Origin of the sequence: Cronobacter sp. HA18006 (assembly GCF_011605445.1) — a bacterium.
Taxonomy (GTDB): domain Bacteria; phylum Pseudomonadota; class Gammaproteobacteria; order Enterobacterales; family Enterobacteriaceae; genus Cronobacter; species Cronobacter sakazakii.
The window spans coordinates 31,318-44,235 of record NZ_JAANQB010000011.1 but is presented as its reverse complement, the minus strand read 5'-3'; the positions used below and the strand labels follow the sequence as shown (position 1 = coordinate 44,235).

Annotated in this window: 13 protein-coding genes; 11 read left to right on the top strand and 2 right to left on the bottom strand. The window is 59.5% G+C overall.

Annotation, left to right across the window (positions count from 1 at the left end; translation table 11 throughout):
- Positions 1 to 35 precede the first annotated feature (35 nt).
- From G9X48_RS02010 to G9X48_RS01985, 6 genes are all read left to right on the top strand, one after another.
- The gene (locus G9X48_RS02010) at positions 36 to 935 is read left to right on the top strand and encodes a lysine exporter LysO family protein (protein ID WP_004387940.1); all 900 of its coding nucleotides are present in this window, start codon (positions 36 to 38) and stop codon (positions 933 to 935) included.
- 140 nt (positions 936 to 1,075) lie between these two features.
- The gene (gene hcp, locus G9X48_RS02005) at positions 1,076 to 2,728 is read left to right on the top strand and encodes a hydroxylamine reductase (RefSeq protein ID WP_097640747.1); all 1,653 of its coding nucleotides are present in this window, start codon (positions 1,076 to 1,078) and stop codon (positions 2,726 to 2,728) included.
- 10 nt (positions 2,729 to 2,738) lie between these two features.
- The gene (gene hcr, locus G9X48_RS02000; RefSeq protein ID WP_014729227.1) at positions 2,739 to 3,707 is read left to right on the top strand and encodes an NADH oxidoreductase; all 969 of its coding nucleotides are present in this window, start codon (positions 2,739 to 2,741) and stop codon (positions 3,705 to 3,707) included.
- Between the two features lie 350 nt (positions 3,708 to 4,057).
- Complete coding sequence (poxB, locus tag G9X48_RS01995) at positions 4,058 to 5,776, top strand: ubiquinone-dependent pyruvate dehydrogenase (RefSeq protein ID WP_097640746.1); 1,719 nt, start codon at positions 4,058 to 4,060, stop codon at positions 5,774 to 5,776.
- 34 nt (positions 5,777 to 5,810) lie between these two features.
- Positions 5,811 to 6,818, top strand: a complete 1,008-nt coding sequence (gene ltaE, locus G9X48_RS01990) for a low-specificity L-threonine aldolase (protein WP_038881092.1) — start codon at positions 5,811 to 5,813, stop codon at positions 6,816 to 6,818.
- Positions 6,819 to 6,947: 129 nt separating this feature from the next.
- On the top strand, positions 6,948 to 7,964 hold the full coding sequence (locus G9X48_RS01985) for an NAD(P)-dependent oxidoreductase (RefSeq protein WP_007782450.1): 1,017 nt from the start codon (positions 6,948 to 6,950) through the stop codon (positions 7,962 to 7,964).
- 61 nt (positions 7,965 to 8,025) lie between these two features.
- Here G9X48_RS01985 and G9X48_RS01980 read toward each other — a convergent pair whose 3' ends face one another.
- Together G9X48_RS01980 and G9X48_RS01975 are read right to left on the bottom strand one after the other, a co-directional pair.
- Positions 8,026 to 8,856: an N-acetylmuramoyl-L-alanine amidase gene (locus G9X48_RS01980; protein WP_063264844.1), complete on the bottom strand. Its 831-nt coding sequence runs from the start codon at positions 8,854 to 8,856 to the stop codon at positions 8,026 to 8,028.
- Entirely contained in the window at positions 8,853 to 9,176 is a 324-nt protein-coding gene (locus G9X48_RS01975; RefSeq protein ID WP_004386731.1) for a heavy metal-binding domain-containing protein, read from the bottom strand. Before G9X48_RS01975 ends, G9X48_RS01980 begins: the two co-directional genes overlap by 4 nt.
- A gap of 128 nt (positions 9,177 to 9,304) precedes the next feature.
- Here G9X48_RS01975 and G9X48_RS01970 point away from each other — a divergent pair, with 128 nt between their 5' ends.
- From G9X48_RS01970 to artM, 5 genes are all read left to right on the top strand, one after another.
- On the top strand, positions 9,305 to 9,832 hold the full coding sequence (locus G9X48_RS01970) for a lipoprotein (RefSeq protein ID WP_007848919.1): 528 nt from the start codon (positions 9,305 to 9,307) through the stop codon (positions 9,830 to 9,832).
- Positions 9,833 to 10,034: 202 nt separating this feature from the next.
- Entirely contained in the window at positions 10,035 to 10,763 is a 729-nt protein-coding gene (gene artP, locus G9X48_RS01965; protein ID WP_004388042.1) for an arginine ABC transporter ATP-binding protein ArtP, read from the top strand.
- Positions 10,764 to 10,783: 20 nt separating this feature from the next.
- Positions 10,784 to 11,515 (top strand): arginine ABC transporter substrate-binding protein ArtI, encoded by a 732-nt coding sequence (gene artI / locus G9X48_RS01960; protein WP_004388043.1) that lies wholly within the window; start codon positions 10,784 to 10,786, stop codon positions 11,513 to 11,515.
- Positions 11,516 to 11,523: 8 nt separating this feature from the next.
- Positions 11,524 to 12,240 carry an arginine ABC transporter permease ArtQ gene (gene artQ, locus G9X48_RS01955; protein WP_097640745.1) on the top strand — a complete coding sequence of 239 codons (717 nt, stop codon included), beginning with the start codon at positions 11,524 to 11,526 and terminating at the stop codon, positions 12,238 to 12,240.
- On the top strand, positions 12,240 to 12,908 hold the full coding sequence (gene artM / locus G9X48_RS01950) for an arginine ABC transporter permease ArtM (RefSeq protein WP_097581994.1): 669 nt from the start codon (positions 12,240 to 12,242) through the stop codon (positions 12,906 to 12,908). Before artQ ends, artM begins: the two co-directional genes overlap by 1 nt.
- The last annotated feature ends 10 nt before the right edge of the window (positions 12,909 to 12,918 follow it).

Sequence of the window (12,918 nt, the reverse complement as noted above, 5' to 3'; positions counted from 1 at the left end):
CCCGCACTTACGTTATCTCAGGGACCGCTCACCTCATGTTGTCAGGACTGTTAATTATCTTAGTGCCGCTGATTCTCGGCTACCTTATTCCCCTGCGTAAAGCAGGCGCGCTGCGGCTTATCAATCAGCTGTTAAGCTGGCTTGTGTACATTATTCTTTTCTTTATGGGTATCAGCCTGGCCTTTCTCGATAATTTGTCGGCGAATCTGCTGGCGATCCTGCATTATTCTGCCGTCAGCATTACCGTCATCATGCTGTGTAATATCGCAGCCCTCCTGTGGCTGGAGCGGGCCATTCCGTGGCGTCATCAACACCGCCAGGAAAAGCTGCCGTCGCGCCTCGCGATGGCGCTGGAATCTCTGAAACTGTGCGGCGTGGTTGTGCTTGGTTTCCTGCTGGGGCTGACCGGCCTTGCGTTTCTTAAGCACGCCACTGAAGCCAGCGAATACACCTTAATTTTTCTGTTATTCCTGATTGGTATTCAGCTTCGCAACAACGGCATGACGCTAAAACAGATTGTGCTGAACCGCCGCGGCATGATGGTCGCCATTGTGGTGCTGGGTAGCTCGCTTATTGCAGGTGCCGTGAATGCGCTGCTGCTCGATTTACCGCTTCGCACGGGATTTGCAATGGCGTCCGGTTTTGGCTGGTATTCGCTCTCCGGCATTCTGATGACGGAATCCTTCGGCCCGGTGATTGGCAGCGCCGCGTTTTTTAACGATCTGGGCCGTGAGCTCATCGCGATTATGCTGATCCCGGCGCTGGTGCGCCGCAGCCGCTCTGCCGCGCTTGGCATCTGCGGGGCGACGTCGATGGATTTCACGCTGCCGGTGCTGCAACGCAGCGGTGGCCTGGAGCTGGTGCCTGCCGCTATCGTCCACGGGTTTATTCTGAGCCTGTTAGTGCCGTTACTGATGGCGTTTTTCGCTGCCTGATACTCCTTTGGCGGTAGTCCTCTGCCGCCAAAATTGCGTTAAATCAATCTCTCTTCAGGTTCCTGAAAAATCCCTTTTCACCCTGCGCGCCGAAGCCTAACCTTAAACATGCATATTAAATATAACTTTAAGGTGTCATCATGTTTTGCGTGCAATGTGAACAAACGATTCGTACTCCGGCAGGTAACGGCTGCGCGTATGCGCAAGGGATGTGCGGGAAAACCGCTGAAACCTCCGACCTTCAGGATCTGCTGATTGCGGCTTTGCAGGGGCTTTCCGCCTGGGCGGTGAAAGCACGCGAGCTTGGCATCATCGATCATCAGGTAGATAGCTTCGCGCCCCGCGCGTTTTTCTCAACCCTTACTAACGTCAATTTCGACTCGCCGCGCATCGTGGATTACGCCCGTGAGGCTTTCGCCCTGCGCGAGGCGCTGAAAACCCAATGCCAGGCCGTTGATAAAAGCGCGCAGGTGGATAACCCGATGGCCTCGCTGACGCTTTCAAGCGACGATCTGGGCGATTTACAGCGTCAGGCCGCCGCGTTCGCGCCAAATATCGATAAGGCCGTGATTGGCGAGAATATTCTCGGTCTGCGCCTGCTTTGCCTCTACGGCCTGAAAGGCGCGGCGGCCTATATGGAGCACGCGCATGTGCTCGGGCAGTATGACAACGCCATTTATGGTCAATATCACAAGATGATGGCGTGGCTCGGCACCTGGCCCGCGGACATGAACGCGCTGCTGGAGTGCGCGATGGAAATCGGCCAGATGAACTTTAACGTCATGCGTATTCTGGACGCCGGTGAAACCAGCAAATATGGCCACCCGACGCCGACGCAGGTTAACGTCAAAGCGGTGGCGGGCAAATGCATTCTGATTTCCGGCCACGATCTGAACGATCTCTATAACCTGCTGGAACAGACGGAAGGCACCGGCGTGAATGTTTACACCCACGGCGAAATGCTGCCTGCGCACGGCTACCCGGAACTGCGTAAATTTAAGCATCTGGTCGGCAACTACGGCAGCGGCTGGCAGAACCAGCAGGTTGAATTCGCCCGCTTCCCCGGCCCGATTGTGATGACCTCCAACTGCATTATCGACCCGACCGTCGGCAGTTACGACGATCGCATCTGGACCCGCAGCATCGTCGGCTGGCCGGGCGTCAGCCATCTTGAAGGCGACGACTTCGGGCCGGTGATCGCCCAGGCGCAGCAGATGTCGGGCTTCCCGTATAGCGAAATCGAACACCTCATCACCGTCGGCTTCGGGCGTCAGACGCTGCTTGCTGCCGCCGACACACTGATCGATCTGGTGAGCCGCGAAAAACTGCGCCACATCTTCCTGGTCGGCGGCTGCGATGGCGCGCGCGGTGAGCGCAGTTATTTCACCGATTTCGCCACCCAGGTGCCGAGCGATTGCCTGATCCTGACGCTCGCCTGCGGTAAGTACCGCTTTAACAAACTCGATTTCGGCGCGATCGAAGGCCTGCCGCGTCTGGTGGACGCAGGCCAGTGTAACGATGCCTATTCCGCTATTATTCTCGCCGTGACGCTGGCTGAAAAACTGGGCTGCGGCGTCAATGATCTGCCGCTGTCGCTGGTGCTGTCGTGGTTCGAACAAAAAGCGATTGTGATCCTGCTGACGCTGCTGTCGCTCGGCGTGACCAATATCGTCACCGGCCCGACCGCGCCAGGGTTCCTGACGCCGGATCTGCTGGCGGTGCTGAATGAGAAATTTGGTCTGCGCCAGGTGACTACCGTTGAGCAGGATATGCGCGCGCTGTTAGGCGCGTAAGGAGGAAAGAATGACAATGCCGACCCCACAATGTCCGTGGCGGATGCAGGTCCACCATATCCGGCAGGAGACGCCGGATGTCTGGACACTCTCGCTGCTGTGCCACGATTTCTACCCGTATCAGGCCGGGCAGTATGCGCTGGTAAGCATTCGCAACAGCGCCGATACCCTGCGCGCGTATACGATTTCTTCAACGCCCGGCGTGAGCCCGTTGATTACGCTGACGGTGCGCCGCATCGACAATGGCGAGGGCTCCGGCTGGCTGACGCGCGAGGTTAAACGCGGCGATTATCTGTGGCTGTCTGACGCGCAGGGCGATTTTACCTGCGCCGACAAAACCGAAGATCGCTTCCTGCTGCTGGCGGGCGGCTGCGGCGTAACGCCGATCATGTCGATGCGCCGCTGGCTTGCGGCATATCGCCCGCAGGCGGATGTTCAGGTGATTTATAACGTGCGCACGCCGCAGGATGTGATTTTCGCCGACGAGTGGCGCGATTACCCGGTGACGCTGGTGGCGGAAAACGGCGATGCGCCGGGTTTTGTTCACGGGCGACTGACCCGCGAGATGCTGATGGCGGTGCCGGATCTTACCCGCCGTACCGTAATGGTGTGCGGCCCCGCGCCGTATATGGATTTTGTAGAGCAGGAAGTGAAAGCGCTTGGCGTGGCGCGTTTTTATAAAGAGCAGTTTTTCACGCCGGTGGCCGAGGCCGCGACCAGCGGGATTAAGTTCACCACGCTTACGCCCGCCCGCGAGTTTTATGGCGCGGTCGGCACCACGCTGCTGGCGGCGCTTGAGAGCAATCACGTGCCGGTGAATGCCGCATGCCGCGCGGGCGTGTGCGGATGCTGTAAAACGCGGGTGCTTTCCGGTGAGTACAGCGTGACGAGCACCATGACGTTGACGGAGCAGGAGATTGCCGACGGCTACGTGCTGGCGTGTTCGTGTCATCCGGCAGGCGATCTGGTTCTGGCGTGATGTGATTTTTGCGTGGCGGGTTTGTGTGGCGGCGGGTGCGCGTTGCTTACCCGCCCTACGTAAAATCACCCCAACGCCCCGCGTAGGGTGGGTAGGCGAAGCGCACCCACCATTACCGTAAAATCCCCCCAACACCCCCGTAGGGTGGGTAAGCGAAGCGCACCCACCATTCCCGTAAAATCACCCCAACGCCCCCCTGTAGGGTGGGTAAGCGAAGCGCACCCACCACTCCCATAACACCAACCCACCATGTCCATAAAACCCACCCAACTCACGGCCACGTCCCTTCCTGCCTGCAATTTTGAACTACGCTTGTAACCGTTATCACTACTTTTCACTAAGGAGGGAGCATGAAACAGACCGTCGCGTCATATATCGCCAAAACCCTGGAGCAGGCGGGCGTGAAACGCATCTGGGGCGTAACGGGTGATTCGCTCAATGGCCTCAGCGACAGCTTAAACCGCATGGGCACTATCGAGTGGATGTCCACCCGCCATGAAGAGGTCGCGGCGTTCGCGGCAGGTGCCGAAGCGCAACTGACCGGCGAGCTGGCGGTCTGCGCGGGCTCCTGCGGGCCTGGCAACCTGCACCTCATCAACGGCCTGTTTGACTGCCACCGCAACAACGTGCCGGTACTGGCCATCGCCGCGCATATTCCCTCCAGCGAAATCGGCAGCGGCTATTTCCAGGAGACGCACCCGCAGGAACTGTTTCGCGAATGCAGCCACTATTGCGAGCTGGTCTCAAGCCCGGAGCAGATCCCGCAGGTGCTGGCTATCGGGCTGCGTAAAGCGGTGCTGGAGCGCGGCGTCTCGGTGATTGTTCTGCCTGGCGACGTGGCGCTGAAACCTGCGCCGGAAGAGGTTAGCCCCGGCTGGTATCACGCGCCGCAGCCGGTCATCGTGCCGCCGCATGACGAACTCAAAAAGCTCGCCCAGTTGCTGCGCTATTCCGATAACATCGCGCTGATGTGCGGCAGCGGTTGCGCGGGCGCGCATCAGGAGCTGCTGGAATTCGCCCGCACACTCAAAGCGCCCATCGTCCACGCCCTGCGCGGCAAAGAGCATGTCGAGTACGACAACCCGTATGATGTGGGCATGACCGGGCTTATCGGCTTCTCGTCCGGCTATCACACTATGATGAACGCCGACACGCTGATCCTCCTCGGCACCCGCTTCCCCTACCGCGCGTTCTACCCCACCCACGCCAAAATCATTCAGATTGATATCAACCCCGGCAGCATCGGCGCGCACAGCAAAGTGGACATGGCGCTGGTGGGCGATGTGAAAGCGACGCTCGCCGCCCTTCTGCCGCTGCTGGAAGAGAAAACCGACCGGCACTTCCTGGATAAAGCGCTGGAAGATTACCGCGACGCGCGCAAGGGGCTGGATGACCTGGCGCAGCCGAGCGAGAAAGCGCTGCATCCGCAATATCTGGCCCGCCAGATAAGCCATTTCGCCGCGCCGGACGCCATTTTCACCTGCGATGTCGGCACGCCGACGGTATGGGCCGCGCGTTATCTGGAGATGAACGGCCAACGCCGCCTGCTCGGTTCGTTTAACCACGGTTCGATGGCGAACGCGATGCCGCAGGCGATAGGCGCTCAGGCGAGCGCGCCGGGGCGTCAGGTGGTGGCGATGTGCGGCGACGGCGGTTTCAGTATGCTCATGGGCGATCTGCTCTCGCTGGTGCAGCTCAAGCTGCCGGTGAAAGTCATCGTCTTTAATAACAGCGTGCTGGGCTTTGTGGCGATGGAGATGAAAGCGGGCGGCTATCTGACCGACGGCACCGACCTGCACGCCACCAACTATGCACGCATCGCCGAAGCCTGCGGCATTCCGGGCATTCGCGTTGAGAAAGCCAGCGAGCTGGACGACGCCCTTTCGCGCGCCTTCAGCACCGACGGCCCGGTGGTGGTGGATGTCACCGTCGCCAAAGAAGAGCTGGCGATGCCGCCGCAAATCAAAATGGAGCAGGCCAAAGGCTTCAGCCTCTATATGCTGCGCGCCATCATTAACGGCCGCGGGGATGAGGTTATCGATCTGGCGAAAACCAACTGGTTCCGGTAAAAGAGTCTTTTCTGTTCCCTGAAAAGGATATGCCGTGATCGATTTACGCAGCGATACCGTCACGCGCCCCGGCAAAGCGATGCTGGAGCGCATGATGGCAGCCCCCACCGGGGATGATGTTTATGGCGACGACCCAACCGTCAACGCGCTTCAGGACTATGCCGCGCGTTTAAGCGGTAAAGAGGCGGCGCTGTTTCTGCCAACAGGCACCCAGGCCAACCTGGTGGCGCTGCTGAGCCACTGCGAGCGCGGCGAGGAGTATATCGTCGGCCAGCTCGCGCATAATTATCTGTATGAAGCAGGCGGCGCGGCGGTGCTCGGCAGCATTCAGCCGCAGCCGATTGAGGCCGACGGTGACGGTACGCTGCCGCTGGACAAAGTGGCGGCCAAAATCAAACCCGACGACATTCATTTCGCCCGCACCCGACTGCTGAGCCTGGAAAATACCCATAACGGCAAAGTGCTGCCGCGTGACTATCTCCAGCAGGCGTGGGACTTCACCCGCGAGCGCGGTCTGGCGCTGCACGTAGATGGCGCGCGCATTTTCAACGCGGTGGTGGCGTATGGCTGCGAGCTGAAAGAGATCGCGCAGTATTGCGACACCTTCACGATCTGCCTCTCGAAAGGGCTTGGCGCGCCGGTGGGCTCGCTGCTGGTCGGCAGTCAGGACTATATTAAGCGCGCGAAACGCTGGCGGAAAATGACCGGCGGCGGTATGCGTCAGGCAGGTATTCTCGCCGCAGCCGGCCTGTATGCGCTGGAGCATAATGTCGCGCGTCTGAAAGAGGACCACGACAACGCGGCCTGGCTTGCCGCGGCGCTGCGCGACGCGGGTGCAGAAGTGCGCCGTCACGACACCAATATGCTGTTTGTCAGCGTGCCGCAGGCGCAGGTCGCCGCGCTGGGCGCGTTTATGAAATCGCGCAATGTACTGATTAGCGCCGCGCCGGTGACGCGTCTGGTGACGCACCTTGATGTCAACCGCGAGCAGCTTGAAACCGTCGTGGCGTACTGGCGGGAATTTTTACAGCAAACGGCATAACGCGTTTACAGCGCTGCGGCGAGGGGAATATTCAGCTGCGCTAAAGCGCATTGTTACGTTGTTCCCATTGCATCAGCGCTGATTTCACGGAAGAATGCGCGGCTAAACGTTACAGCACAGTGGATCGATATGAAGGTACTGGTCACGGGCGCCACCAGCGGTTTAGGCCGAAACGCGGTCGAATATTTACGTCATCAGGGCGTCCAGGTCAGAGCCACCGGGCGCAACGAAGCGATGGGCAGACTGCTTGAGAAAATGGGCGCGGAGTTTATCCAGGCCGATTTAACCGAGCTGGTCTCGTCGCAGGCGAAAGCGATGCTGGCCGGTATCGATACGCTCTGGCACTGTTCCAGCTTTACCTCTCCCTGGGGTCCGCAGGAGGCGTTCGATCTCGCGAACGTGCGCGCCACCCGCCGCCTCGGCGAATGGGCCGTCGCCTGGGGCGTGCGCAATTTCGTGCATATCTCCTCGCCCGCGCTCTATTTCGATTACCACCACCATCGCGATATCCGCGAAGATTTCCGCCCGCACCGGCTGGCTAACGCTTTTGCGCGCAGCAAAGCCGCCAGCGAAGAGGTCATTCAGCTGCTGGCGCAGGCCAACCCGCAGACGCGCTTTACCATTCTGCGTCCGCAAAGCCTGTTCGGGCCGCACGATAAAGTCTTTTTCCCGCGCCTGGTGCAGATGATGCGCCACTATGGCAGCGTGCTGCTGCCGCGCGGCGGCGAGGCGATGGTCGATATGACCTATCACGAAAACGCGGTGCACGCGATGTGGCTTGCAAGCAGCAGCGCCTGCGACGCCCTGCCGTCAGGCCGCGCTTATAACATCACCAACGGCGAAGCGCGCCCGCTGAAAAGCATCGTGCAGAAGCTGATTGATGAACTAGGGATGTCGTGCCGTATCCGCTCGGTGCCCTACCCGATGCTGGATATGATGGCGAGAAGCCTGGAGCGGCTTGGCAAGCATTCCCATAAAGAGCCAGCGCTGACCCATTACGGCGTCTCCAAGCTGAACTTCGATTTCACGCTGGATATCAGCCGCGCTGAAAATGAGCTCGGCTATAAGCCGGTGGTGTCGCTGGATGAAGGCATCGAGCGCACCGCGTACTGGCTGCGCGATCACGGCACGCTGCACCGCGGATAACGCGCATCACCGATAAAAAACGCCGCTGTGTGCGGCGTTTTTTATTTCTGGCGCTGAAAGCTTACCCCTGGCCATATTTCTCCAGCAGCGCCTCGGCGATGGCTTCGCTTTGCGCGTCCGGCAGGCCGTCGTAGCGTGCGGGGCGAAAGTGCATCTGGAACGCCTGAATCACGCGCTTGCGCTGCGCCTCGCTCATCTGCGGCGTCACTTCATAGCCATAGCGCGCGAGCAGATCCAGCAGCGTTGCTTCATCCACCGGCGAATAAGGGTTACGCCCGGCGAGATAAAACGCCACGCGCGATTCATCCGGCCATGCCCCGATCCCTTGTGCCGCCAGCGCCTGCCACGGGAACAGCGGCCCCGGATCGTCTTTGCGCTGCGGCGCGATATCCGCATGCGCCACGACGTTTTGCGGGGCTATCTGGTAGCGCTGAATGATGTCGCGCGCAAGCTTGCTCAGCACGGCTATCTGCGGCGGGCTGAACGGGAAGTACTGCTTCTGACCGCCGATTTTCCGGTAGCCGTAGTTTTCCAGCTCAATGCCCACGGAGGTGTCGTTCAGGCGCGTGGCTCCACGCCAGAAACTGATGCCCGCATGCCACGCCAGCTCGCGCTCCGGCACCAGCTGCCAGATAACCGGTTTGCCGCCCTTTTGCGGCGGGTTCGCCGGGATCAGATAGTGCGAGCTGACGTGCCGGTCGGTCAGCGTGGCAAGCGAGGTGTCAAAATCATCGGCGGTGTAGTGAATAACCAGCACTTTGATGCGCGGATACGCCGCCTGCGCCGCGCGGCGCGTATCCACTTTATAATCGCCGCGATCGACAATCCCTTTTTCGCCCGCGCAGCCCGCGAGCAGTGCCGCCAGTAACAGCGGCCAGCCACGCAGCTTCATCGACGGGTTTTCACCGCCGTACCGGAAACGCTCACCATCAGCATGCTGCCGTCTTTGCCGACGGTTTCATAATCGATATCGATCCCGACGACGGCATCGGCTCCCAGCGACGCCGCCTGGTCGCCCAGCTCGCGAAACGCGATTTCACGCGCCTTGCGCAGCTCTTTTTCATACGCGCCGGAGCGGCCGCCGACGATGTCGCGGATACCCGCGAAGAAGTCGCGAAAGATATTCGCGCCGAGGATCGCCTCGCCGGTGACGACGCCGCAATACTCAACAATGACTTGTCCTTCCAGGGTTGGGGTGGTGGAAAACTGCATGGTTCTCTCCTTTTGGCTATCAATGCGTTAGCTGACGATACCAGACGCAATTCGGTCGCGATACGCTATGCTAAAAAAGTCCTGTGACAAGAAACGTAGTCCTGCTTACCGGAATAAGGAAATAAAACATGCGCCATTCAGTTCTGACTCTGGTTCTTCCGTGCGCCCTGCTGCTGAGCGCCTGTACGACCGTGACGCCCGCCTTTAAGGATATCGGCTCGCGCAGCGGTCCGTGTGTGGAAGGCGGCCCTGATACCGTGGCGGAACAGTTCTACCAGCATCGCATCGAACAGCGCAGCCAGGGGCTGACGAACCTGACGTCTCTGCGTCCCTATTTAAGCGATTCGCTCTATCAGCTGCTGGATAAATCGAACCGCGAGAACCACGCCGGTAACGGCTTCTTGCGCACCGACCCGTTCTCCAGCCGCACCGAAACGCCTGAGCGCGTGCGCGTCGCCAGCGCCTCGCGTATCCCGAACACCGACGCGCGCAATATTCCGCTGCGCGTGGAGCAGCAGCGCGGCGAGACAAAATGGCTTGATGAAGTGCTGATGGTGCGCGAAGGCCAGTGCTGGACGGTGGACGATGTGCGCTATCTGGGCGGCACCGTACATGCGCCAGCGGGCACGCTGCGCCAGTCGCTGGAGCGTCGCTAAGCGCGCTGGGGGTGGCGTGCGATAAACCGTCTGGCTTAGCGCCATCTGGCCGACATTTATTCTTGCCCCACCCCCACCCCGCTATTTCGTGCTGGTTTTGTACCGTAAATGTGGAGAATATTAAGTTTTAACGCACTAATATTGCATAACTATTCTGCCAACGGTACTATTCGCGGTCTCAATTGCTATTCAACTGCTACGCATGAGTATTCAACTAAACGGCATAAACTGCTTCTACGGCGCGCATCAGGCGCTGTTTGACATCACGCTCAGCTGCCCCGAGGGCGAAACGCTGGTGTTGCTTGGCCCAAGCGGCGCGGGTAAAAGCTCGCTGCTGCGGGTACTCAATTTGCTTGAGATGCCGCGTTCCGGGCAGCTCAGCATTGCGGGCAACCAGTTTGATTTCGCGAAGGCGCCGGGCGACAAAGCGATTCGCGAACTGCGCCGTAACGTCGGCATGGTGTTCCAGCAGTACAATCTGTGGCCGCACCTGACGGTGCTGGATAATCTTATCGAGGCGCCGTGCCGGGTGCTCGGGCTCAGCAAAGAGGCCGCACGTAAGCGTGCCGATAAACTGCTGGAGCGCCTGCGCCTGACGCCGTATGTCGATCGTTATCCGCTGCATCTTTCCGGGGGTCAGCAGCAGCGTGTGGCGATTGCGCGCGCGCTGATGATGGAGCCGCAGGTGCTGCTGTTCGACGAACCGACGGCCGCGCTGGACCCGGAAATCACCGCGCAGATAGTCAGCATTATCCGCGAGCTCTCCCAGACCGGGATCACGCAGGTGATTGTGACGCATGAAGTGGAAGTGGCGCGTAAAACCGCCAGCCGGGTAGTCTATATGGAAAATGGACACATTATCGAGCAGGGCGACGCGAGCTGCTTTAGCGCCCCTGCGACCGAGGCGTTTAAAAACTATCTTTCCCACTGAAGATGACCGGAATAATGACAATGAAAAACGTATTGATTGCCGCGCTTCTTGCAAGCGTTAGCCTTTCCGCCGCCGCAGCACAAACTATTCGTTTCGCAACCGAAGCCTCTTACCCTCCGTTTGAGTCCATGGATGCAGGCAACAAAATCGTCGGTTTCGACGTCGATCTGGCCAATGCGCTCTGTAAAGAGATCGATGCGACCTGCACCTTCACTAACCAGGCGTTCGACAGCCTGATCCCGGCGCTGAAATTCAAGCGTGTGGATGCTGTCATGGCTGGCATGGATATCACGCCTGAGCGCGAAAAACAGGTGCTGTTTACTACGCCGTACTACGACAACTCCGCGCTGTTCGTAGGCTTGCAGGGTAAAAACAGCAGCATTGAGCAGCTGAAAGGCAAGCGCGTGGGCGTGCAGAACGGCACCACTCACCAGAAATACATTACCGACAAACACCCGGAAATCACCACGGTGCCGTATGACAGCTACCAGACCGCGCGTCTGGATCTGCAAAACGGCCGTATCGACGCCGTGTTCGGCGACACTGCCGTTGTGACCGAGTGGCTGAAAACCAACCCGAAACTGGCCGCCGTCGGCGATAAAGTGACGGACAAAGACTACTTCGGCACCGGCCTTGGCATCGCGGTTCGTCAGGGCAACACCGAGCTTCAGCAGAAATTCAACACTGCGCTGGAGAAAGTGAAGAAAGACGGCACTTACAAGGCCATCTACGACAAATGGTTCCAGAAGTAATCGCCTGAATGAACGATATGTTACCTTTAGCAAGCGCCGCCGGGATGACCGTCGGCCTTGCCGTTTGCGCGCTTGGCCTGGGGCTGGTGCTGGCGATGCTGTTCGCCGTACTGGAATCGGCGAAGTGGCGGCCGGTCGGCTGGCTTGCCACGGCGCTGTTTACCCTTCTGCGCGGCCTGCCGGAAATCCTGGTGGTGCTGTTTATCTATTTCGGCTCCTCGCAACTGCTGCTCACCCTCTCGGACGGCTTTACGATCCCGCTTGGTTTCACGTCCATTCCGGTGCAAATGCAGATCGATAATTTCGACGTCAGCCCGTTCCTGTGCGGCGTGATTGCCCTCGCCCTGCTCTATTCGGCGTATGCGTCGCAGACGCTGCGCGGCGCGCTGAAAGCGGTGCCCCACGGCCAGTGGGAATCGGGCCAGGCGCTGGGCCTGTCGAAATCGGCGATTTTCTTTCGTCTCGTGATGCCGCAGATGTGGCGCCACGCGCTGCCGGGGCTGGGCAACCAGTGGCTGGTGTTGCTGAAAGACACCGCGCTGGTGTCGCTGATTAGCGTGAACGATTTGATGCTGCAAACCAAAAGCATCGCCACCCGTACCCAGGAGCCGTTTACCTGGTACATTATCGCGGCGGCGATTTATCTGGTGATCACCCTGATAAGCCAGTACATCCTTAAGCGTATCGACCTGCGCGCCACGCGCTTTGAGCGGAGGCCGGGCTGATGCTGGATTACTTACCAGAGCTGTTAAAAGGGCTGCACACCAGCCTGACGCTCACCGCGGCGTCGATCGCCGTAGCACTGGTGCTGTCGGTGATCTTCACGATTATCCTGACGCTGAAAACGCCGGTGCTGGTCTGGATCGTGCGCGGCTACATTACGCTCTTTACCGGTACGCCGCTGCTGGTGCAGATCTTCCTGATTTACTATGGGCCGGGGCAGTTCCCGTCACTACAGAACTCTCCGTGGCTGTGGCATGTGCTCTCCGAGCCGTGGCTGTGTGCGCTGGTGGCGCTGTCGCTGAACTCGGCGGCGTATACCACGCAGCTCTTTTACGGGGCTATCCGGGCGATCCCGGAGGGCCAGTGGCAGTCCTGCGGGGCGCTGGGCATGAGCCGTAAAGATACGCTGGCCATTCTGCTGCCGTATGCGTTTAAGCGCGCGCTGTCGTCCTATTCCAACGAAGTGGTGCTGGTGTTCAAGAGTACGTCGCTTGCCTACACCATTACGCTGATGGAAGTGATGGGCTACGGGCAACTGCTGTATGGCCGCACCTATGATGTGATGGTGTTTGGCGCGGCGGGCGTGATTTATCTTATCGTCAACGGCCTGCTGACGCTCCTGATGCGTTTGATCGAGCGCCGCGCGCTGGCGTTTGAGCGCCGCAGTTAGTTCTCTCTGC

Coding starts and splice junctions, on each gene's coding strand:
- G9X48_RS01980 (WP_063264844.1), bottom strand. CDS start 8,856: ATGAAGCTGCGTGGCTGGCCGCTGTTACTGGCGGCACTGCTCGCGGGC.
- G9X48_RS01975 (WP_004386731.1), bottom strand. CDS start 9,176: ATGCAGTTTTCCACCACCCCAACCCTGGAAGGACAAGTCATTGTTGAG.
- G9X48_RS01970 (WP_007848919.1), top strand. CDS start 9,305: ATGCGCCATTCAGTTCTGACTCTGGTTCTTCCGTGCGCCCTGCTGCTG.
- hcr (WP_014729227.1), top strand. CDS start 2,739: ATGACAATGCCGACCCCACAATGTCCGTGGCGGATGCAGGTCCACCAT.
- G9X48_RS01985 (WP_007782450.1), top strand. CDS start 6,948: ATGAAGGTACTGGTCACGGGCGCCACCAGCGGTTTAGGCCGAAACGCG.
- artQ (WP_097640745.1), top strand. CDS start 11,524: ATGAACGATATGTTACCTTTAGCAAGCGCCGCCGGGATGACCGTCGGC.
- poxB (WP_097640746.1), top strand. CDS start 4,058: ATGAAACAGACCGTCGCGTCATATATCGCCAAAACCCTGGAGCAGGCG.
- hcp (WP_097640747.1), top strand. CDS start 1,076: ATGTTTTGCGTGCAATGTGAACAAACGATTCGTACTCCGGCAGGTAAC.
- artM (WP_097581994.1), top strand. CDS start 12,240: ATGCTGGATTACTTACCAGAGCTGTTAAAAGGGCTGCACACCAGCCTG.
- artI (WP_004388043.1), top strand. CDS start 10,784: ATGAAAAACGTATTGATTGCCGCGCTTCTTGCAAGCGTTAGCCTTTCC.
- artP (WP_004388042.1), top strand. CDS start 10,035: ATGAGTATTCAACTAAACGGCATAAACTGCTTCTACGGCGCGCATCAG.
- G9X48_RS02010 (WP_004387940.1), top strand. CDS start 36: ATGTTGTCAGGACTGTTAATTATCTTAGTGCCGCTGATTCTCGGCTAC.